21 protein-coding genes are annotated in these 22967 nt (G+C 42.4%); 19 read left to right on the top strand and 2 right to left on the bottom strand.

The features are described 5' to 3' along the window. Position 1: 1 nt before the first annotated feature. The gene (locus MKX41_RS11800) at positions 2–913 is read right to left on the bottom strand and encodes a helix-turn-helix transcriptional regulator (RefSeq protein WP_340970616.1); all 912 of its coding nucleotides are present in this window, start codon (positions 911–913) and stop codon (positions 2–4) included. A gap of 173 nt (positions 914–1086) precedes the next feature. Between MKX41_RS11800 and MKX41_RS11795 the strand changes: the two genes are divergently transcribed. The 14 genes from MKX41_RS11795 (at position 1087) to MKX41_RS11730 (ending at position 17315) form a co-directional block, all read left to right on the top strand. After that, positions 1087–3198: a glycoside hydrolase family 52 protein gene (locus tag MKX41_RS11795; RefSeq protein WP_340970613.1), complete on the top strand. Its 2112-nt coding sequence runs from the start codon at positions 1087–1089 to the stop codon at positions 3196–3198. A 164-nt stretch (positions 3199–3362) separates the two neighbouring features. Next, entirely contained in the window at positions 3363–5144 is a 1782-nt protein-coding gene (locus MKX41_RS11790) for a methyl-accepting chemotaxis protein (RefSeq protein WP_340970608.1), read from the top strand. 186 nt (positions 5145–5330) lie between these two features. Further along, on the top strand, positions 5331–6185 hold the full coding sequence (locus MKX41_RS11785) for an AraC family transcriptional regulator (RefSeq protein WP_052404329.1): 855 nt from the start codon (positions 5331–5333) through the stop codon (positions 6183–6185). A gap of 138 nt (positions 6186–6323) precedes the next feature. Beyond that, positions 6324–7214 carry a DUF6923 family protein gene (locus tag MKX41_RS11780; RefSeq protein WP_339265334.1) on the top strand — a complete coding sequence of 297 codons (891 nt, stop codon included), beginning with the start codon at positions 6324–6326 and terminating at the stop codon, positions 7212–7214. A gap of 33 nt (positions 7215–7247) precedes the next feature. Then, entirely contained in the window at positions 7248–8618 is a 1371-nt protein-coding gene (locus tag MKX41_RS11775; protein WP_340970605.1) for an ABC transporter substrate-binding protein, read from the top strand. Positions 8619–8721: 103 nt separating this feature from the next. Beyond that, the gene (locus MKX41_RS11770; protein WP_042189146.1) at positions 8722–9612 is read left to right on the top strand and encodes a carbohydrate ABC transporter permease; all 891 of its coding nucleotides are present in this window, start codon (positions 8722–8724) and stop codon (positions 9610–9612) included. An 84-nt stretch (positions 9613–9696) separates the two neighbouring features. After that, entirely contained in the window at positions 9697–10533 is an 837-nt protein-coding gene (locus MKX41_RS11765; RefSeq protein ID WP_340974892.1) for a carbohydrate ABC transporter permease, read from the top strand. A gap of 12 nt (positions 10534–10545) precedes the next feature. Further along, the gene (locus MKX41_RS11760) at positions 10546–11406 is read left to right on the top strand and encodes a metallophosphoesterase family protein (RefSeq protein ID WP_042189144.1); all 861 of its coding nucleotides are present in this window, start codon (positions 10546–10548) and stop codon (positions 11404–11406) included. After that, a complete protein-coding gene (locus MKX41_RS11755; protein ID WP_340970602.1) occupies positions 11403–12605 on the top strand; it encodes a Gfo/Idh/MocA family protein in 1203 nt (400 codons plus the stop codon). The genes MKX41_RS11760 and MKX41_RS11755 overlap by 4 nt, the downstream gene beginning before the upstream one ends. A gap of 2 nt (positions 12606–12607) precedes the next feature. Then, positions 12608–13123 carry a GNAT family N-acetyltransferase gene (locus MKX41_RS11750; RefSeq protein WP_076286713.1) on the top strand — a complete coding sequence of 172 codons (516 nt, stop codon included), beginning with the start codon at positions 12608–12610 and terminating at the stop codon, positions 13121–13123. A 164-nt stretch (positions 13124–13287) separates the two neighbouring features. Then, entirely contained in the window at positions 13288–14316 is a 1029-nt protein-coding gene (locus MKX41_RS11745) for an ROK family transcriptional regulator (protein WP_340970600.1), read from the top strand. 19 nt (positions 14317–14335) lie between these two features. Continuing rightward, on the top strand, positions 14336–15538 hold the full coding sequence (locus tag MKX41_RS11740) for an MFS transporter (RefSeq protein ID WP_042189135.1): 1203 nt from the start codon (positions 14336–14338) through the stop codon (positions 15536–15538). A 65-nt stretch (positions 15539–15603) separates the two neighbouring features. Further along, complete coding sequence (locus MKX41_RS11735; protein ID WP_339241870.1) at positions 15604–16695, top strand: glycosyltransferase; 1092 nt, start codon at positions 15604–15606, stop codon at positions 16693–16695. Next, the gene (locus MKX41_RS11730) at positions 16695–17315 is read left to right on the top strand and encodes a glycerol-3-phosphate acyltransferase (protein WP_340970593.1); all 621 of its coding nucleotides are present in this window, start codon (positions 16695–16697) and stop codon (positions 17313–17315) included. The genes MKX41_RS11735 and MKX41_RS11730 overlap by 1 nt, the downstream gene beginning before the upstream one ends. A 93-nt stretch (positions 17316–17408) precedes the next feature. Here the strand turns inward: MKX41_RS11730 and MKX41_RS11725 are convergent, their stop codons facing one another. After that, positions 17409–18917: an MFS transporter gene (locus MKX41_RS11725; protein ID WP_340970591.1), complete on the bottom strand. Its 1509-nt coding sequence runs from the start codon at positions 18915–18917 to the stop codon at positions 17409–17411. 114 nt (positions 18918–19031) lie between these two features. Here MKX41_RS11725 and MKX41_RS11720 point away from each other — a divergent pair, with 114 nt between their 5' ends. The 5 genes from MKX41_RS11720 (at position 19032) to MKX41_RS11700 (ending at position 22966) form a co-directional block, all read left to right on the top strand. Further along, positions 19032–19850, top strand: a complete 819-nt coding sequence (locus MKX41_RS11720) for a MerR family transcriptional regulator (protein ID WP_339265316.1) — start codon at positions 19032–19034, stop codon at positions 19848–19850. 282 nt (positions 19851–20132) lie between these two features. Further along, a complete protein-coding gene (locus tag MKX41_RS11715; protein WP_340970589.1) occupies positions 20133–20960 on the top strand; it encodes a helix-turn-helix transcriptional regulator in 828 nt (275 codons plus the stop codon). A gap of 86 nt (positions 20961–21046) precedes the next feature. Continuing rightward, positions 21047–22030: an iron-siderophore ABC transporter substrate-binding protein gene (locus MKX41_RS11710; protein ID WP_076300878.1), complete on the top strand. Its 984-nt coding sequence runs from the start codon at positions 21047–21049 to the stop codon at positions 22028–22030. 29 nt (positions 22031–22059) lie between these two features. Then, positions 22060–22425, top strand: a complete 366-nt coding sequence (locus tag MKX41_RS11705; protein WP_340974889.1) for a cupin domain-containing protein — start codon at positions 22060–22062, stop codon at positions 22423–22425. A gap of 118 nt (positions 22426–22543) precedes the next feature. After that, the gene (locus tag MKX41_RS11700; protein WP_340970587.1) at positions 22544–22966 is read left to right on the top strand and encodes an SRPBCC family protein; all 423 of its coding nucleotides are present in this window, start codon (positions 22544–22546) and stop codon (positions 22964–22966) included. The last annotated feature ends 1 nt before the right edge of the window (position 22967 follow it).

Raw genomic sequence — 22967 nt, 5'->3', positions numbered from 1 at the left:
TTTAAAGTGTGCTTGGATTCGCAGTTAAACGGCGATAGCCCATTGGCGGGAGACCTGTCCAGCGTTTGAATTGTTTGCTGAAATGGGACACATCACGGTACCCCAGTCGTTGAGCAACCGATTCGACAGATAGACTATTATCCATCAGCAGCAGTTTGGCGTGTCGAATGATTAAGCGTGATAAATATTGCCTTGGTGACATCCCATAGATTTGATGAAAAGCACGATTACAGTGAGTAGTGCTATAACCGAGCTTGGCAGCAATGTCCTCAATACCGTCACCTCTTTCGCCTGTGCTGGCAGCGGTGGAGACGGATTCCTGCAATAGTCCTTCAATAGCGTTAGCCAGGGCAACTGTATTTTCTGTAGCTTCTGCTGCTGGGAGAGGCATTTCCGAAAGCACCCAACCGCTGAGCGCGGTCAGAAGCTGCAGTGAAGCATGCAGTGTGACCAAGCGATTTCTATGTGTGTCTTTAGACTCTGACAAGATGGAAGAGTTAATGATTACATCTAGCGCGGAACGGATGGCCAGCAGTTCGGGGGTGTTCCCGCTGAGACTAACAGCATCTGCTGTAAGTAAGGCACGCCGCAAAATCAGGTCATCAATATCAAAATGCAGGCAGTAATAAGTCATGTCACAGTCAGCATTTGAACCCATACTACTATGCTCAACACCGGGACGAATGAATAAAATATCGCCGCTTTTCTGTATAAAAGACTTATTGCCTACCGTCATTTGTTGCTCACCTTGAAGGACAATATTAATCTCAAACATCGGATGAGTGTGTACAGGATATTGCCAATCCGAATTTACTTTTCTCCAATGTGCGGCGAAGATATGAAAGGCTGCTTGAATGTCTGGTGACATCTGACCGTCAATAGAATTATGGAAGGCGGGATCATTCGAGATCATTTCAATCCTCTTTTACAATAAAATTTGGCTTAATTATATCATAGGTTGTTATCGATGTTTGATTTGCCCAAATAATAGAAGGCTTTAGCCCTTTTGCACTTCCAGAAATATCGATAACATGTATATATAGCCCGGAGGTATCCGGGATCATGTTGGAGGGAGTGCATTTATTTATGTTACATAATAAATTTTTTAATGCTCATCATTCACCGATCGGTGCATTTGCGAGTTTTACCTTAGGATTTAAAGGAGCTAGTGGTGGTTTCGATTTGGAGATGGCCAAACCTCCTAGACAGAATATATTCATAGGATTAGAACGCACTGATGGGAAAGGGTATGACACACTACCATTTCACGAGATTGGCGGAGATGACGAGAGCAAACGCTATGACATCGAGAATCCAGACCCCAATCCAGACAAGGAGAATATTCTATTCCCTTTTCAAGATCGTGAGATTTCAAGAGATTTTCAAGTTGCTACAGACAGCTGGAGTGCGGGGGATCTGACCTTCCGGATTCTCTCGCCAGTTCGATCAGTACCAGATCCTGAAACTGCGTCTGTGGAAGAAATGAAGGAAGTGTTGCTGCCAGCAGTACTGGTTGAGCTCGAAGTGGATAACACCTCATCAGCTACCTCACGTCGCGCGTTCTTTGGTTTTCAGGGAACAGATGTGTATAGCGGAATGAGAAGACTGGATGATGTGTCATCTGAAATTACAGGCGTTGGACAAGGAAGATTTATTGCGATTGCTGCCGAGAAAGGCACTACAAAGTCCGCACTTCATTTCACGATGGAGGATATTCTAAGTGAGGAGCTTCAGGAAAATTGGACCTTTGGACTGGGTCGCGTGGGTGCTTTAATCATGGATGTTCCAGCCGGAGTAAAAGAAACGTACCGGTTTGCGATTTGTTTTCACCGTTCGGGTTATGTTACCTCTGGTATGGATTCTTCCTATTACTATAATCGCTATTTCAACAATGTTGAGGCAGTAGCCGAATATGCATTAGCTAATTTCGATGTTCTTAAACAAGCAGCGGAGAAAGCTAACGAGATGTTAAATCATGCAAACCTATCCGAAGATCAAACCTTTATGCTAGCGCATGCGATTCGTAGTTATTATGGTTCCACACAATTACTGGATAATAAAAATAAGCCGTTCTGGATCGTCAACGAAGGCGAATACCGGATGATGAATACCTTTGATCTGACCGTCGATCAGTTATTCTACGAGCTGCGTCTGAATCCTTGGACGGTTCGTAATGAGCTGGATATGTTCGTAGAGAGATTCAGCTATGAAGATACGGTACGTTTCCCTGGGGATGATACAGAGTATCCAGGTGGAATTAGCTTCACACATGATATGGGTGTAGCCAACGTAGTTTCACGTCCGGGCTATTCCTCCTATGAGTTATATGGCATTGATGGTTGCTTCTCACATATGACACATGAACAATTGGTGAATTGGGTGCTGAGTGCGGCAACTTATTTTGAGCACACAGGTGATCGGAGCTGGATGGAACGTAATCTGAGTATCTTGGAGAAGTGCTTGGATAGTATGTTAAATCGGGATCATCCAGATCCTGAGCAAAGAAACGGTGTTATGGCACTAGATAGCTCACGTACGATGGGTGGAGCAGAGATTACTACCTATGACAGTCTGGATGTCTCTTTAGGTCAGGCTCGCAACAATATTTACTTGGCAGGAAAATGCTGGGCGGCTTACTTAGCTATGGAGAAAATATTTGCAGAGTATGAGCGTGTGGAGCTGTCCAAAACAGCAGGGGTTCAAGCAGAGAAATGCGCCGCAACGATGGTGGCAAGCGTTACAGCAGATGGATATATCCCGGCTGTGATTGGAGAAGGGAACGACTCCAAGATCATTCCAGCTATCGAGGGTCTTGTATTCCCATACTATACGGGTTGTAAAGAAGCTCTTGATCGCAATGGACGGTTCGCCGCATATATCAGCGCACTCGACAAACATCTTCATGCGGTGTTGAAGCCGGGCGTTTGTTTATTTGATGACGGCGGTTGGAAAATCTCATCCACTAGCAATAACAGCTGGCTTAGCAAAATCTATCTCTCGCAGTTCATCGCCCGCAACATTCTGGGACTGGAATGGGATGAACGAGGAGCGGCAGCAGATCGCGCTCATGTGGCATGGCTTACCCATCCAGAATTATCGATCTTCAGCTGGAGTGATCAAATTATTTCCGGGGAGATTACAGGCAGTAAATATTATCCTCGTGGAGTAACAGCGATATTGTGGTTGGATGAGAAGTAGGGATATGGAGTTTCATTGAATAAATGGCAAACGGACCTCTTATTAGGGGGGGACGTTTGCTTTTTTTTGTTAAATTATGAATTTCTTTTTTTGATTTATATTCCCAAAACTAGTACTATAGTATTAATTTGTAATTAATTCTAATAGGATGCGGAGCGGTGTATATGGTAAAAGTTACACGTACAAGGTTGCGACTAACAATTCGGAAAAAACTGCTCATGATGTCACTCACGCTACTAATTCTTCCCATCGGAATATTAGGAGCAGTTATTTATCAGATTTCAGTCAAAGAAACGAATCAGCTCATTGAGAGTAAACTGAGTTCAAGCGTAAACCTGGCTGTCGCCTTAATTGAGAATTTGGAAAATTCTGTTCAATCGGGGCAGTTGACTGAAGTGGAAGCCCAAGAGCAAGTACGGACCTTACTACTTGGAAACAAAAATGAGGATGGTACTCGGCCTATTAATCAATCAATTGATTTGGGTCCAAACGGCTACTTCTTTATATTAGATAACAAGGGGGAACTGCTTGCTCATCCCAAACTAGAGGGAGATAATATTTGGGATAAACAAACCTCAAACGGTACTTTTTACATACAGGATTTGATTAAAGCAGCACAGAACGGTGGTGGAGCTACTTACTATAAATGGCCGCTACCTAAATCGGATGGTACTGGAAACGCTGTAGGAGAAGAAGCGTTGAAAATATCTTATGCTAAACTATCGCCCTCTTGGGGCTGGGTCGTAGCAGCAGGCTCTTATATGCAAGACTATAATACCGGGCAACAAACCATTCTAAAGGGAATTATTACTACATTGATTGTATGCGTTGTCATCGGAATCGCTGTAATATACATATTTGCACAACATATTTCAAGACCGATTGTACGCATAGCCCGTGAAGCTGAACGGATCGCTCAAGGGGATCTAAGCGGTAAAGCATTGACTGTGCGCAATCGGGATGAGATCGGACAGCTCGGAATCAGCTTTAATCAATTATCGGGTAATATTCGGGAATTAGTTGGGAATTTAACTATAAGCTCGGAGTTATTAGCTTCTTCCTCCAAACAGTTGTCTTCAACGTTAGGTGAAACCACAGCGGCACTTGTTCAGACTTCATCCTCAATGACTGAAGTGGCGAACAATAGTGAGAAACAAGCTTCCTCAACGCAGGAGACTTCCCAATCGATGGAGGAGATGGTAAAAGAGATTCAGCGAGTAGCTGAAGCCTCTACACATGCCTATCAGCTGTCGATGCAAACACTGGAAGAGGCTGATAAAGGAAACAGCCTTATCATTAACTCTTCCGAGCAAATGAACGCAGTAAGTAATACTGTTGATGATTTAGGGATCACCGTTACTAGTTTAAATGACCAGTCTCAACAAATAGGCACCATCGTCAGTACTATTAAAGGAATATCTGAGCAAACGAATCTATTAGCGCTTAATGCGGCAATTGAAGCTGCTCGATCAGGAGAACAAGGCAGGGGATTTGCAGTGGTAGCTAGTGAAGTCCGTAAGCTGGCAGGACAAACAAGTGAAGCAGCTGAAAGGGTTTCAGTCATGGTTGAAGAAATTATTACGAGTATAGGTCATGCCCATCATTCGATGAGTAAAGGCCAAAATGAAGTCGCAGCAGGAGTTCAAGCGATTGATGATACGGGTAAAGCATTTGAACGCATTTTGCAGGCCACCCGGACCATTGTAGATCAGGTGGAGCAATCCTCGACCGCTGCACAACAGATGTACACGGGCTCCGAACAAATATCTGCTGCGGTGATGGAGGTCGAGCAGGTTTCATTGCACTCAACTTCGGCTGCACAAACTGTATCTGCTGCCACTCTGGAGCAGCTTGCATCTATGGAGGAAATTGCCGCATCTGCTCGCAAGCTGCAAGAGGGTTCAAATGAGATGCGTGCTTTAGTAAATCAATTTAAATTGGAATAGATACTCAGACTTAGAGTTACAGAAATAGAATATGTAAAATATTAAAGAGGGGGAGTAACCCCTCTTTTTTGCTGTTCTGACGTAAATAACCTTTTGAATACTAAGGGGAAATTAATATAGCTTTTACAGCTCATTAACGCGGAGCGTATACTGGCTTGCTATATTGAAGGGAAAAGGGGGATGAATATGAAAGAAATGGAAGAGTCGTCCTTTGCAGCTGCTCAGCCTGTCCTTGCAAGTGATACTTTTGGTTGGGATAAGCTTCAGGTTTCGCAATGGTATAGCCCGCAGCAAGCTTTCACCCCATCCTCGGAGTCTAAATATTTAATAGGAATTCACTGCACAGCCTACTACGAAAATTACTACACCATTCATATTACCCCCTGTAATGAGAGCCTTCTTTGCCCTTGGGGCAGAACCTCGCTCTATTTTTTGAAAATAGAAATTACGCCAGCGGTACTCGAAGAGATTGCTCGTGAATCTGGTTATCTAAAGGAAGGCCATATCCAGTTGGACCGCAAATTTCATGTCAAGGATTCCAAGCTACTGCAATTAGGGCTTTGGATGCTGGAGGAATTACAGAATGGCGGGGCCAAAGGAAAAATATATAGCGACTCTTTATCCAACATGTTAATTATTCACTTGTTACAACACTATTCTTCAGTGATTCCCCAGCATTCAAACCGAAAAACGCCAGCCAATCAAGAAATATTTCAGGTCATTCAATTTATGCGTGAGCGTTTAGAAGATGAGATTCAACTGACTGATCTCGCTGGCATGGCTAATATGAGCCAGTCGCATTTTATTCGGATTTTTAAACAACAGACAGGATATACTCCCCATAATTATTTAATTCGCCTGAGAATCGAACGTTCTAAATTTCTTATTCGTTCCGGAAAAATTGGTTTGAAGGAAATTGCATCTCAGGTTGGTTTTGCCGATCAAGGTCATTTTACTAGATTATTCAAACGAGAAACCGGCCTAACCCCAAAGCTGTATGCGAATCAAAGCTCCTCCAAACCTAATCATATGATTTATTGATTTTATTTTTGCAAATGAGAGTTTTGTTCAAGGAAAGAAGTGTTTTGTTCAATTAGAGAGCTGTTGCCAGCTCCTATAATAAGGTTGAAGTAAGGCGCACAAATGCCGAACTACAACCTTATTAGGAGGAGAGAAAACATGAGATTAAAGAGATTATTCAGTCTGATTTGCGCGGGGGTACTTACGACCAGTTCTTTATCTTTAGTAGCATCTGCCACACCAGTCGGACCGGATAACCTAGTAAACACTGAGGTAGAAATCAGTGCAGAGTCGACTTCGACTTCAGCTACAACTGCTGGAACTTGGCATGAAGTATCTAAGCAAACCTTCTGGTTACTTGATGCCCTGGAACGGGGACAAGGGGTGGCTACAGACGGGAATTCATGGATCTTTAATTCCTCGTATGGGCTCTTACGGACTGGACTTGATGGAAAATCCGTAAAAGCACGGAATGAATTGGCTATTCCACTGGAGATAGCCTCCCAAGGTGGAGACCATATCGGTGATATTTCCTACTATAACGGTAAAATATACGCTCCTATTGAAGACGGCAAAAACTATCAGCATCCTTACATCGCCCTCTATGATGTGAACACTTTGAAATATACGGGTACATCCTATGCTTTACCGTTGAATCTGCATATTGGCGGTGTGCCTTGGGTAGCCGTTGATGCCGCTCGCGGTCAGGTCTACACAGCTCAGTGGAGTAATGCTAGCGTCTTGAATGTACTAAGTCTTGACGATATGCATGTGATCACAACCATTCCACTTTCCCAAAGTGTTGATAGAATTCAAGGTGCCGAAGTGTACAACGGTGTTCTGTATGCTTCTACGGATAACGCAACCCAAACGGTTTATCAGATTGATCCGGAGACTGGAAACGTATCTGTTGCCTTTGATCGCAATCTGCCTAGTGGTACTGAAGCCCAAGGAATTGCTGTATTGCCTACCGCTGATGGTGCACAGCTCCATATTCTTGATGTAGGCTCGAATCGCATTAGTGTGAACTTTCGCCATTATGCATTTTAATTCAAATCCAAGCGAAAAAAGGGGCTAACAGAAATGCTAAAGCAAACCAAAACTATTCTAACACTGCTATCCGTCTCAATGCTGGCAGTAGCGGGCTGCGGACAATCTAATAACAGTACGGCTGAAGCCAAAGAAAATAGCGCTCAACCCACAGCAATCGCTGCAACTCCGGAATCCACAGAGACTCCGGCCGCTAAGCCGGTGGAGATTACATTTTATTATCCGGTTAATGTTGGTGGTCCTCTTACAAAAGTAATCGATGGGATGGCTAGTGCATTCATGGAGCAGCACCCGGAAATTAAGGTTAATCCCGTGTACACGGGTAATTACGGTGACAATACCGTGAAAATTCAAGCGGGTGTACAGGCCAAACAGCCACCGGATGTCGCGGTCATGATGTCAACAGAGCTGTACAGTATGCTCGATATGAATGCAATCATTCCGCTTGATGATTTTATTGCAGAGGACACGGATATTCAGATGGCTGATTTTTATCCCGCCTTTGTAGAGGATACACAGTCTGAAGGTAAAACGTACAGCCTGCCTTTTCAGCGGAGCACGATTGTTATGTACTACAACAAAGAAATGTTCAAAGCCGCAGGACTTGATCCAGAGAAACCACCCACTACATGGGATGAGCTTGTAACCTATGCTAAGAAGCTGAACAAAGACGGTCACGTGGGGCTGGAAATTCCGGGCAATGATGATTCGTATTGGATGTTTCAAATGCTTGCACGGCAAAATGCTTCCGATCCGAAGCAAAACATAATGTCCTCCGATGGCAAAAAAGCGATGTTCGATACGCCGGAGAATGTGGAGGCATTGCAATTCTGGTTAGATTTGTCCCATAAATACAAGGCGATGCCGGAAGGTGTTATTGATTGGGCAACCGTTCCGACAGATTTCATTCAAGGCAAAACAGCCATGATGATGCATACAAGCGGCAACTTAACCAATGTAAAAAATAACGCGAAGTTCGAATTCGGCGTGGCGTTCCCACCCGCACAAAAGCAATTTGGATCACCTACTGGGGGAGGTAACCTGTATATTTTCAAGGACACATCTCCTGAAAAACAAGCTGCAGCTTGGGAATTTGCCAAATACATGACGGCTTCAGAACAAGCTGCCCTCTTTAGCAGCTCATCCGGTTATGTTGGCGTAAGAAAATCTGCATACGATACAGATGCTATGAAGAAGTATACGGCGGATTTCCCGCAAGCATTGGTAGCGAGAGATCAATTGGAATATGCGTTTCGGGAATTGTCCACTCATAATCATGGTAAAGTATCGACGGCAATTACGAACCAGATTCAAGCGGCATTGGCAGGAGAGATTGATGCAGCAGGTGCACTTAAAAAGGCTCAAGCAGAAGCAGAACAGGCACTTGCTCCCTTCAATAAGTAAGCTTTGAGGTATGGAATACGCCAGGACGGCTCGATAGCTTGTTCTGGCGTCATTACTTTATTCATTAATCGTAGAAACCTTAATCATGGAAGGATTGAATGGTATGAATGCCGGATGGAGTGAGAGGCTTAGACGAAACGGATTCGGCTGGGGACTAGTGTTGCCTTCGCTGCTCTTTCTTTGCTTGTTTACTTATTACCCTATGTTTAAATCGTTCTGGCTTAGCTTTTATGAGAAAAATTTGGCGACTCCTGAGCCTCTGTTCGTCGGTTTTGACAATTACGCTAATCTATTGCACGACAATGTCTTTATGAAGGTGTTCAGTAACAATATATGGTTCGCCATTGGCACAGTACCCACTTCATTAGCTTTGGCTTTCTTGATGGCACTGTTTGCCGACAAGGCGATAAAAGGGCGGGGACTGGCACGTCTTTCATTTTTCTATCCGAATATGATCCCGATGATCGCTGTGGCGAACATCTGGTTGTTTCTGTATACCCCTCATTTTGGGCTCTTTGCCAGACTGGCTTCATGGATCGCGGATCAGCCTGTGAATTTGCTGGGAACACCTGATACGGTGATGGGCGCATTAGTCATCATGATGATTTGGAAAGAAGCCGGATATTTTATGATTTTTTATTTAGCAGGAATGCAGCAGATTCCCAAGGATTTATATGAAGCGGCTGCAGTAAGTGGAGTCGGTACATTCACTTCCATCCGCAGAATCACAATTCCGCTCACGATGCCGACTACGTTGTTCGTGGCTGTTGTGGCGATAACCAATTCTTTTAAGCTGGTAGACCATCTCTGGATTATGACAAAGGGCGGTCCGAATAATGCAAGTAATCTGCTACTTTATTATATCTACGAGTCCACCTTTAATTTCTACGATCAAGGGATGGCCGCATCGATGACGGTGGTCATGATCGTGCTGCTGCTCCTGATTTCCTCTTTGCAGTTTTTTGGCTGGGATCGGAAAATCCATTATGAATAGGAGGTGGAATCCATGGAGGATAATCCACTAAAGCTGCCCTTAGTATTAAGGCAGAATACACGCAAAGCTTTAGAAGAGGAGCGCATGCTGAACTCCGAAAGAACGAAGCGCCGAATCGGGCAGATACTGTGGCATGCGGTTGGATTTACGTTTGCCGCGGCCTGGATCATTCCCTTCCTATGGGTGGTCAGAACGGCTTTTCTACCCAAAGACGTCGCTATTGATGCGGGATGGTCTTGGGAGTTCACGTTTGAGAATTTGATTCATGTCTGGAATGGAGCGCCTTTTGGACGATTTTTAATGAATACATTGCTTGTGTGCGGTGTTGTGCTTGCTGTGCAACTCGTTACAATGACGATGGCTGCTTATGCGTTTGCACGGGTACGATTCGCCTTGAAAGATCTGTTATTCATGTTATTTTTGGTGCAAATTATGGTGCCGCCAGATGTACTTATCTTTTCCAACTATCAGGTGTTGAACGAAATGGGTCTGTTGGATACCAAGCTGGGGATTATGCTACCTTACTTTGCCTCCTCCTTTGGAGTGTTTCTGTTAAGGCAATCCTTCAAGCAATTACCCTATGAGCTGGATGAATCTGCCCGGGTGGAAGGCGCCTCACGCCTGCATATTCTTTCAAGAATCTATGTCCCACTGTCACGCCCGATTTATGTGTCCTTTGCGATCGTGTCGGTCAGCTTTCATTGGAATGATTTCTTGTGGCCCCTTATTGTAACCAATTCTGAGGAGAATCGCTTATTAACTGTAGGCTTGGCGATGTTCGCAAAAGCCACAGAGTCGGGTGCACAATGGTCCGATGTTTGTGCGGCTACATTGATTGTGTCGGCACCCTTAATGATTGGATTTTTATTGTTTCAGCGGCAAGTGATAGGTAGTTTTATGAGCTCTGGCATTAAAGGTTAGGAGGAGGCATTTATGAGGCTGGCGATTATTGGGGACTTACATTACCCGGACGAATTGTTAAACAACAAGGTTTTGATTAAAGAGGCACGAGATGCTTTTTATGAGCAATTTATGAATCTATTTTTGTCCATCCCAGCCGATTATCATATTTCCGTGGGAGATATGGTGCATGCAGGAGAATTTAGCGAATTTAATTATATCATGGGTAAGATTAAGGACAGCAAGCATTCTAGACGTTTTCTACATGTTCTTGGTAATCATGATACGTACACTTATCCTAAGGAAGAAATCCTTTCCGTCACCCGGCAGCAGCGATACAGTGTGATTGAAGAGACGAATGCAATCATTATTTTGCTGGATACCGCACGGGAAAATCGTGACGATTGGAGCGGAACACTTGATGATGCACAGCTGACTTGGCTCGAAGCACAAATGAAGCGGAAATCGGAAAAGCCTTTATTCGTCTTCGGTCATCATCCCTTGTATAATACGACGGCTAGATCAACTGAGCCAATGATGTCACTGGATCCTAGCTTGGACATTTGGCCGATATTGAAGCAATGGCAAGGTGTGGGTTTCTATTTCAACGGCCATAATCATGTGCATTCTATCGTTAGAAAAGAAAACTGGCATTTCATTCAAACAGCCTCCATCCTGGATATTCCTGCTGCTCGAATCCTTACTGTGCTTGAAGATGAAATCAGGTTAGAGATGGTGAATCTGGCAAGTGAGCAATTGAGTAAATGGTCTTCATTATTTACCTTCAGCATTTTTGATTATGAAAAATATCCGCAGGCTGAAGGGGAGACAAGAGATCAGGAGCTAATCATCAATCGACTTCAAATGGATAGAAAGCAGGTGGACCAGCAATGAATCGTCAGCCAGTAAGATTAGCGATCGTAGGTGGAAATCGCGGAGCCAGTTTTATGAATGCATTGTACTCTCTATCGGATCGGATACATCTGACCGCCACTTGTGATTTGAATGAGTGGGTGCTTAACCAATGGAAAGAGAAATTCCCGGAAATCCGAACGTATCGGGATTATCATGAAATGTTAAAAGATTCGGCAATAGATGCGGTGTTTATCTTAAGCCCCATGCATTTGCATGCCAGACAATCTATTGATGCTTTAAAAGCGGGTAAGCATGTCCTAAGCGAAGTGATTTCGATCCAATCTTTAGAGGAAGCTTGGGAGCTTATCGAAACTGTTGAACAAACTGGACTTAAATATATGATGTCTGAAAATTACTGTTTCTCGCGCTCCAATCTGACGATTAAACATATGGCGGATCAAGGCATGTTCGGTGAAATTACTTATCTGGAAGGCGGATATATCCATGATTTACGTCATTTGACTCATCATCCGGATGGTTCTCTGACTTGGCGGGGGCAATTACATCAGCAGTATAACGGGATCAATTATCCGACACATTCTATTGGTCCAGTTGCGCAATGGATTAACATCAATAAGCCTGAGGGTGATCGATTAAAAAGCGTCTCGTCTTTTGTTTCCAAATCTAGATCCTTACAATATTATTTCGGAGAGCATTATGGAAAAGATCACCCAGCAGCACGGGAGGGATTCTGGCGGCAAGGGGATAGCGCGGTTGCGGTCATTCAAACGGAAAAGGGTGTACTGATTGAACTGCGTGTAGACTGGTCCTCCGTTAGACCGCATAATAAAACTCATTATTTACTGCAAGGAACTGAGGGAGCGTATATTACGGGCCGCCATCAGTACGAAGAGGATTTGATCTGGTTCAAGAATCTCTCGCCCAAAAATATAGCGGATGGAGAGGAAATGTGGGAGCCTTTAAGCAGTTATCAACCACTCTATGATCACCCGACATGGATGAAATGGGGCGAATATGCAGCTGGGACGAAACATGGCGGAGGCGATTTTATGGTGCTTGAAGAATTTATTTCTGCCATTCAGGAGGATCGAACCCCTTCGGTGGACGTATATGATGCCGTTACTTGGAGCTCTGTGTTTACATTGTCTATGGAATCTGTAGAGAATGGTGGAAAAGCAATAGCCTTTCCTGATTTTAGAACGAGAGTGAGGAATTGACGGTGGATCAGGCCCTTTCCAAACTTGTGATGAAAAAAGAAATGCTGTCCGACTTGCCTGTTTTTCACTGTCCTACCGGGTATCTAATTCGTCATTTCGAGCCGGATGATGAACGGAACTGGGAAGAGCTTATACGCCATTCTTTTACAAGGGAAGTTAAATTTGCTCATAAAATCAGTGATCATGTACCCTTGTATTCGGATCGCTTGTTGTTCATTTGCCGCGGGGATCAACCTGTAGCTACTGCTACGGCCTGGGAGTCGGGTAGTGAGGACAATAAGAACTGGTACTTGCATATGGTTGGAGTGCTTCCAGAATATTCTGGTAAAGGTCTCGGCTATGCTGTGAGTCTAGCTGTCTTGCACAAAATAAGAGATTCAGGGGGAACGGTGGCATGTTTAGAAACCGATGATTTCAGACTGCCTGCCATCCGCATTTATTTGAAATTAGGCTTTCAGCCTGTGTACTTGGATGAAAGCCATCCTGGAAGATGGGAGCGAATCCTGCAAAGGCTTTAAATTTGTTGATAATTAGGGGGGGCTTCATGCCCCTTTATTCATGTTGGAGTTTCAGAAGGGGCAGCATCCAAAAATTATGTTGTCGTTAAGAAGTATTCCTGCTATAGTCAAACTGACTTATTAAATGCATTTAATAAGTCAGTTTGACTATAGGTGGGAGAGCCATGGCAAGTGATAAAAGACTTCCTTCACAGCAACTCAAATCCGAAATTATTCGGAATATTCGAACAGCATTATTAGAATTCGGAAGGGCTACGAAGGCGGAGTTAAGTCAAAGATTACAATACAGTTTTCCAACGATCAGTAAATTTCTAATGCAGATGGAAGAGACTGGGGAAGTGACGATCATTGGCCTTGATGAGTCTAGTGGCGGAAGAAGGGCAATAAGATACGCCTATAATCCGAATTACCGATTAGGGATGGCTATTTTTTTGGAAAAAAATGAAACGAACTATACGATCTATAATTGCATTGGCGATGTTGTAAAAGAAGGGAATTTACCTAGTATTCTTGAGGAAGACGTTAGTACACTGGTCTCGCTTATCGAAGGCGAAAAAAAGGTCAATCCTAAGATTCAATCTGTAGCGATTGGTGTTCCAGGCGCGGTGAAACAGGGGAAGATTTTTCTGATCCCAGGTTATGCGAAATATCAGAATCTAGATTTGAAAAGATGTATAGAAGATCAGCTCTCTATCCCGACAATCGTGGAAAATGATATGAATGCCGCTGTAATCGGTTATATGGCGCAAAGAAATTTGAAGGAGAATATTTCTTTGATGTATCTGTATTTAGGGAAAAACGGACCGGGAGCTGGGATAGCCGTTAATGGTGAAATTGTTCGGGGAAAGACGTTTTTTTCAGGGGAAGTTCAATACATGCCCCAGTATGACAATAGAAATTTCATAGAAGCATTAACTGGAGATCAGGGTGGATCAAGCATGCAGCCGGATCATAAAGTAGATGCGATTAGTCGGTTAGTGGCTACTATGACCTCTATTTTGAATCCGCATTATATTATTTTTTGTGAGGATGAATTAGCTCCAGCTATGCTTAATCAAATCGCCGATCGAACTGCTACATACGTTCCTAAGGAACATCTTCCGGAATTAGCGGTAAGTGACTTGAAGCGTGATTATCTGAATGGATTACAAAGTCTTGGATTAGGTTTATTAGTTTCACAACAAATAGATTAGAACCCTTAAGGAGATAACGATGGCTACTTTTTTTCTTATTATTATTTATTTAGCATTTATTAGTTTAGGACTACCAGATTCATTGCTTGGATCCGCATGGCCGGTAATGAGATTAGATCTAAATGCCTCATTAGGTACTGCTGGTATCCTTTCGATGGTTATTGCAGTAGGCACAATTGTCTCCAGTTTGATGAGTGGTACAATCCTTAAACGTTTTGGTACGGGGAAAGTGACCCTTGTAAGCTGTATTATGACGGCTGTAGCTTTATTTGGTTTTGCATGGTCACCTTCGTTAGTATGGCTAATTGTTGCTGCGATTCCACTCGGTTTAGGTGCGGGATCTGTAGATGCCGGATTAAACAGTTATGTTGCTACGCACTATAAAGCCCATCATATGAGCTGGTTACATTGTTTCTGGGGAGTGGGCGCGACGCTGGGTCCGATTATTATGGGTTCTTTTATCTCTGGTGAAGGTCTTTGGCGAGAAGGTTATCTTACGGTTGCTTATATTCAATTGAGCTTAGTTGTAATTCTCTTCGTTACGCTGCCTTTATGGGATAGAGTGGCTGGAAACAATAGCAACCTGAACGCTGATAGCGAACATGAGCTCAATCATCCGGAGCTAGAGCAAGCTGCTGAGAACACAAAACCTTGGAAACTAAGAGGGGTTAAGCTTGCGATGTTAACCTTCTTATTTTATTCTGCCATCGAAACGAGTATGGGGTTATGGGGGAGCAGCTTTCTAGTAAATATCAAAGACATCCCTGCATCCACTGCAGCGACATGGGTATCGGTATTTTATCTAGGGATTACCTTCGGCAGAATGGTGACGGGCTTCATTACGTTTAGAATGAGTAATAAGCAGCTAATACGATATGGCCAGCTCATTGCTTTAATCGGTACAGTGCTCTTAGTATTACCGCTTCCAACGATAGTTTCGCTGGTAGGGTTTATGATTATCGGTCTGGGTTTAGCCCCTATTTTCCCATGTATGCTACATGAAACCCCTGTACGATTCGGGAAGAAGCATGCTCAGTCAATTATGGGCTTTCAGATGGCAACAGCTTATACCGGTACCACGCTGGTACCGCCATTTATCGGTTTACTGGCCTCGAATTTTACGTTGGGTATTTTTCCTGCGATGATCGTTTTTTTCGCTATCGTCATGCTTTTATGTACAGAAAAGCTTAATAAATACTCAGCTAAAGTAAATGTAGGTTAAATTTGAAATGAATATATTACGGACTAACCCCTCATATATATAGATGTAGAAGGGGGGGAACCGTAATGTGGTTGTTAATGGTTATAGGCGTTGGATGTCTCTCCGGTTTTATTTTGTTCAGAAAAAATACCTTGAGCACTTATCACGAGCCTAATCAAGGACCGGAGAAATTGTCCATTATCATTCCTGCAAGGAATGAAGAATATAATTTGCGTTATCTGCTCGATTCACTTCAGTCTCAGACCCTTACACCCTATGAAATTATTGTGGTGGATGACTTCTCAGAGGATCGGACCAAAGAAATTGCCGAAAGCTATGGGGTTAAGGTTATTGTGAACAGCAGTCTCCCTGAGGGGTGGACGGGTAAGAGCTGGGCAGTATGGAATGGATATTTACAGGCCTCGGGCGATATTTTTGCTTTTTTGGATGCGGATATTCGATTAAAGCCTAACGCCTTGGCTTCATTATTAAAAGCAAGGGAGCTATCGAAAGGCGTCATTTCGGTAGTTCCTTTTCATCATACAGAAAAGTTGTTTGAGAAGCTCGCCCTAATCATGAATATGCTGGGGATCTTCACGTTCACCTCGATCTTTGAAAGGAACAACGCGAAAAAAGGGCTGTACGGCTCGTGTATTCTAGCATTAAGGCAGGATTATGAAAAAGTTAATGGCCATCAAAGCATTAGATCTGAAGTGCTGGATGATTTGTCTTTAGGAGAAAAATTTATTGCGGCAGGTGTTCCGATCACCAATTATATCGGGTATGGCTTAGTATCGTTTCGCATGTATCCGAAGGGAATCAAAAGTGAAATTGAAGGGTTCAGTAAAGGGGCTGTCTTAAGCACTTCAACGATAAGTCCGCGAACAATTATTCCAATCGCGCTTTGGGTGATCGGACTCATCATCTCAGAAACCGTGTTTATTTTTGCGAATACTTCATGGTTTATGCCTTTATTGATCGGTTATCTCCTTTATATGTTCCAGCTCTTTTATTTTATAAAATATGTAGGTGTATTTGGCATCGTTATTCCTGTATTTCACGTGGTAGCAACTGTTTTCTTTATCTTGATCATGCTGTATTCGATTTATCAGGTTGTTTTTCTGAGGCATGTAAGCTGGAAAGGAAGGCATATCCAGGTGGGAGGCCATAGGGACTAATGATCATATTGTGGGTCGCGGGTTTATTTTTGTCGGGATCTCTTATGTTTTCCTATTGGCTTGGTCTAGCGCGTAAAAAGAACCTGAAAAACATTGGCGACGGTAATCCAGGGGCTTTGAATCTATGGAAGTCGTCAGGCTATAAATTCGGCATCTTGGGGATTATATTGGATTTTTTAAAAGGGTATCTACCTCTTCTATGGGTAATGGGAAGTCATTATAGTCAGGGGTATTTCATTATTCCGTTAGCCTTAGCTCCAATTGCGGGTCATGCCTTCTCTCCCTTTCTTAAAGGAAAAGGTGGGAAGGCAATTGCCGTAACCTTTGGGGTATGGAGTGCATTGACAGGATTCAAAGCTTCTTTAGCGCTAGCAGTCATTTTAGCAGTGCTGAAAATGCTCAGCAGTTGGTTCAAAAGCAGAGGAAATTCACCTGTATCGGATGGTGTGCAAGTGGTTAGCGGAATGCTGCTTCTTTCCGTTTTTTTGTACATTAGTAATTGGTCTGCTCCTATCTTATGGGTATGGTTTGGAAGTTTTGTGATCCTTGTGTATACGCACAGGTTAGAATTGGCAGTGTGGGTGAGGAAGTATTCATCAAGGAAACGAAAAGGAACATAATATAGGCGGTATAAACGAGGGTGTCCCAGCAGCTATCGCATAGCTGTTGAGACACCCTTGTTTGGTGAAGCAGTAGCTTCATCTTTTCTAATATTAGTGTTCTATGATTGAGGATTTACGTTTTGACGCAGCACGGATAATAAACGCAGAAGCTAACAGAAGGATTGTGGCAGTGGCAAGGACAACAATAAAAGACTTATCAAAAGCTGATTGTGCGGCTTCAACGAGCGCGGATCCAGCAGCAGAAGGCATATTTTCTGCGGCTAGAAGAGCCTCGTCAAGGCTGTCGCGAACGATCGGCGGGACTGTCAGTTCATCAGGGAGAACTAATGATGCTGTATAGATGAATGACGAAAGACTGCCCAGAAGTGTAATACTTAGGGCGCTGCCGAGTTCGAACGATACTTCCTCTATAGATGCGGCCATGCCAGCTTTTTCGACGGGGACATTTAGCATGATTGAATTTGAGGCGGCAGTCATGGCTCCCCCAAGACCTGCACCCAGAATCATTAAGGCTGCGAATTGTAACAATATATTTCCGTCATGGAAGAGTAGAAGGGTGCCCATTCCTATACCTGACACTAACAGACAGACCCACTGTACTTTTACTTTGTCCACTCGATGTAACACAAGTCCGATGAGTATCCCTGAGATGAAGGACGCTATCGAAGTGAATACAACGTATAAGCCTGCTTCCAACGGTGTATATCCAAGAACAAGCTGGAGCCGTTGAGTCACGATCAATTCCATTCCAATAAGTGCGAAACAAGACAATAGAGCTGTAGCCACTCCTGTAGAAAAGTGGGAGTCTCTAAATAGTGCAAAATCTATTAAAGGATTCTGGCTCTTACGTTGATGGCGCATAAATATGATCATAGCTACGACACCAATCACGGCAGATAACACAGCGATGGCAATTGAACCTTCACGTCTGCTGATCTCCTTAACTGCATAAACAAGGGCAACCAGACCAATCATAATTTGAACAGAACCAATGAAATCCCATTTCTTGTGCTTATTCCCATTAAGATTTGGGATTAGTAAGATGGCCAAGATCAGTGCAAGAATAACTATAGGAATATTGATGAGGAACACCGATCCCCACCAGAAATGTTCCAGTAAAAAACCACCAACGAGTGGACCCGTTCCTGCTCCTACAGAGGAGACAGATGCCCAAATACCTACGGCTAGTGAACGCTCACGCTCATCCGAAAAGGTAGTTCGAATAATGGAGAGTGTTGCGGGCATCATCATGGCTGCACCAATAGCTAGTAGGGTACGCGCAGCAATAAGAACGAGAGGTGTCGGCGCGTAGGCAGCGATTAATGAAGCCAACCCAAAGATAGTAAGTCCCATAACGAAGAGTTTTTTATGCCCAAGACGATCGCCTAGTGTGCCAAGACCGAGTAATAATCCTGCCATTACAAGTGGATAAATATTTACGATCCATAGTTTTTCCGATGCAGAAGCAGCAAGATCATGCGTAAGTCGTGGTAGAACCGAATAAAGTACGGTCATGTCGATGACGATCATAAAGAGTGCGCTGGACACAATCGCCAGCACGATCCAGCGTTGAAATTTAGATAGATTTGATGAAAACATGGGTAATCCTCCTAAGATGATAGTAGCTAATAACGTTACCTTGACAAGGTAATGGTGTTCCGTTATTGTACTTTGAGGTATAGGGTAACCCGATAGTCAAGAGGAGTGATTTGAATGTCTATTGATTATGATCAATACTTTACGACGAGCGAGTTCGCAAAGGTATGTGGGGTAACAAAGCATACGTTATTCCATTATGATGACATTGGTATATTAAAACCGGAGATCGTGAAGGAAAACGGATATCGTTATTATTCCTATAAGCAGTTTTATACCTTCGATATTATTGCCGTACTAAAAGGGACAGGAACGCCGTTGAATGAGATCAAAGAATATATACAAGATCAAAACACATTGCATTTTTTATCCATGCTTAAGCAAAAACAGCTGCAGTTGGTTGATGAACAAAAAAAGTTAGAGCGAATGCAGAGGCTTTTACAAGGGGCTATAGATAATACGAATCGTGCGCTCCATGTTAATTGTGGAGAACCCTGGGTCGAGGAATGTGATGAAGAGTATTTTATTGCGGTTAGACTCTCGAAGGAGAAGGGTGAGAAGGATCATGTACGAAAAGTATATCGAATCTTCGATTATTGCGATGAACATCATCTTGAATATGACTTTCCGATAGGTTCGATTATTTGTAAAAGCAGTTTGGAAGAAGGCGACTATGACCCGGATTATTATTGTAATAAAATCAATGAAAAGCATAACGGTGAATTACTTTATATTAAGCCAAAGGGTAAATATTTGATCATGAATCACAAGGGATCTTATGAAACCTTACCTGCGTCCTATGAGAAGCTAAAGTCTTATATTGCTGAAAATGATTTACACATAACCGGAAACGCTTATGAGTATGAATTGCTTAGTTATTTAGCTGTAGGGGATCCGGATAAGTATGTTATTCAAATTGCGATCCAAACCTTTTGAGGTTTAGAGCATTGGATTGACTTTAAAATTGGCTTACAAACTGACACGCTTGGGATTCCAAGCGTTTTTTTATGGATACCTGATGGTTTGAGTATTAGCCAGGTGCGACATTTTTATTATCTATATTGATTGACAATGATAATCATTATTATTAATGTGTAAACAGGCGTGAATCCTTATGCTCACCTTACTGACGCCAATGCCTCTGAGCTGGTGCACTATGATTGAGTTTTGTTGATGATTATCCATATAAGAGACTACTATTGAAATGAGGTATGCATTGTGAAGATAGACGTTAATCAGTTAGCAGAGCATTTTGCACACACTCCTTTTCAAGTAGAAGGAGTATATCGATATGCTGAAAATCCAGGTGTGCCGTACGCTGACTATACAGATTCTTTTCCTGGATTTGTGTTTCCACTTACAGGAAAGATTAAATTTAAATTTAATGGCACGCCTTATATCTTTTCGCCTGGAAAAGTTGTGCATGGGGGTGCAAAAATGAAACTAGATCAAAAAATGTTAGGTAGAACCAATTGGGAATATATTCTTGTTCAATATCGGATATGTAACTCAGAACTAAAAGAGTCAAGCTTTTCTCATCAGCATTTTGAATTATTAACAGGTCAATCTCCTCGTCTTATTGAATTAATTATGCATCTTTGGCATGTGTATAATCAGCGTGGAGGCATTTCGATGTTTCAGACTGAAATGCTGTTTCGCGAAGTGCTGAATGAGGCCTTATTATGCGTTATTAATAGGGAAGATAGCTGTGACTCACATACTTTATTCGAACGGGTATCTAATTATATTCATCAAAACTATTATCAAAGTTTTACAATAGCTTCGCTTGCAGAACAAAATAATGTTAATCGAAATCGACTTTCTTACGTATTTAGAACACATGCCGGTATGGGACCAGCAGAATATTTATTAAAATATCGTATAAATATAGCGCAAGAAATGCTATTTACAAGTGATGCGCCTGTACAACAAATTGCGCAAACCGTTGGAATGGCTGACCCCTTTTATTTTAGTAGAGTTTTCAAAAAACAATGTGGCATTTCACCTACCGAATATCGAGAGAAGTTCATCAATAATCCATGGTGAATTCAACCTGCATCCATTCTTATCTAAAAAGTACTCTACTATAATAATGGTTAAGCAATGAAACCATTATGTTGGAGGAATTTCGAATGAAAAAGATTAGAGGACTGCTAGTCGCAACACTATTATTAGCAGGTATACTAGCGGGTTGTACTGAAACACCTGCTGAAAATAAAGAATCAACTAAAGAAGGCGTATCTTCAACAGCAGTTAATGTAGATGCAGCTGATTGGCCAAGAACATTTAAGGATGCCTTAGGTAAAGAAATTGTTATCGAGAAAAAACCGGAAAAAATAGCCTCGCTATGGTATTTTTATCCTGAAATATTAGTTGCATTAGGTGAGCCACCTGTTGCATCTACAGAAAAAGATTATCTATCTTCTTTATCTTATTTAAAAGGAAAGCTGGATTCAGCTGAAGAACTAGGAGATAAAGTGTCTCCAAGCATTGAGAAAATTCTATCGATTAATCCTGATTATATTTTAGCAACAGAGCATCATGAAGCAGTGTATGATTCACTAGATAAAATTGCACCAGTCATTACATTAAAATACAAGGACATCTATGAAGATTGGCAATATGGACTCCGTACAGTAGCCATGATTATTGGCAAAGAAGACGAAGCGGAAAAAGTAATTGATAAAATGATGAAAGATATTACAACTGGGCGTGAAACATTAAAGTCGATGGAAAGAGAGACAGTATCGCTTATATTGTCTTGGGATGGAAAAACTTTTAATGTTCTAGGTGAAGGGAATCCGGTCTATAAACTTGCTTTTGATAAAAAAAAGGGACTGGGGCTTACACCGGATGATACATATGCAGGTAATAATAATGAATTTACTTCGTTTGAAGGAATATCAACTGTTCAAGCAGACCATATTTTCCTTATAGGTGACATTACAAAAAAGGAGGAATTAATGAATAACTTAAAACAAAGTAATGTGTGGAATGCTATGAATGCCGTAAAGAAAGGCAATGTCTATTTAATGGATAATTCCGCTATTACTGGTGGACCATTAGCTATTGATTACGCTTTACAAAATATATTATCAGCCTTGCTTAAGCTCTAATAAGTTGAGGAAAATAAGGAGTGATTACTATCCATTATCAAGCTATTAATCTGAACGATAAGTTATCTAAATTTAACGACCTTTGGTCTCCGAAAGTCATTGGTGAAATGAATGACTATCAATTTAAACTTATTAAGATCACTGGGGATTTTGAATGGCATGTTCATCAAGATACCGATAAGGTATTTTTCACGCTCGAAGGGGAGATGATCATTGATTTCCGTGATGGTCAGGTTAAAATCTCCAAGGGTGAGATGTTTATTCTCCCAAAGGGAGTCGAGATGAAGCCTTCCGCCGAAAAGGAATGCCATATCATGTTGGTGGAGCCTAGAAGCGTAGTAAACACTGGCGGTACTGAGTCCGAATTAACAGCAGCCAATGATACTTGGATCTAGTTAAGGCTTTCCTCCGCTATTCCCTTAAGGTTTCTGCAAATTGACATAACACCAAATGGTGTTATAATAAAAATGAAACCAGAAGGTGTTACATTAAAATGAATTTTGGAGGAAATTTATGCAAACTCAAGGACCACTACAAGATATTCGTCAAACAATTACACTCAATGCGCCCATTGAAAAAGTATGGAAAGCTGTTTCCACTGCTGAAGGAATAGCTGCCTGGTGGATGCCAAGTACATTCGAGCCAGTGGTAGGTCATGAGTTCATTCTACATGCTGGACAATTCGGGGATTCCCCATGTAAAGTTACAGAGATTGATGAACCGAATCGTGTCGGTTTTAATTGGGGGAAGGATTGGCATCTTGCTTTTGAATTGAAAGAGATTAATGGGAAAACGGAGTTCACCGTGATTCATTCTGGATGGGACCCTGAAAAGGTAACTGAATTTGGTCAACCGCATCCAATCGTTCGTGGCTTTATGAACGGCGGCTGGGAGAAAATCGTCCAAGAAAAACTTCCTGCTTATATCGAGGTTTAAG

The sequence above is a fragment of the Paenibacillus sp. FSL R5-0475 genome (assembly GCF_038004585.1).
GTDB lineage: Bacteria > Bacillota > Bacilli > Paenibacillales > Paenibacillaceae > Paenibacillus_AQ.
Note: the sequence above shows the minus strand (reverse complement) of the source record. Positions and strands in the feature narration are given on the sequence as shown.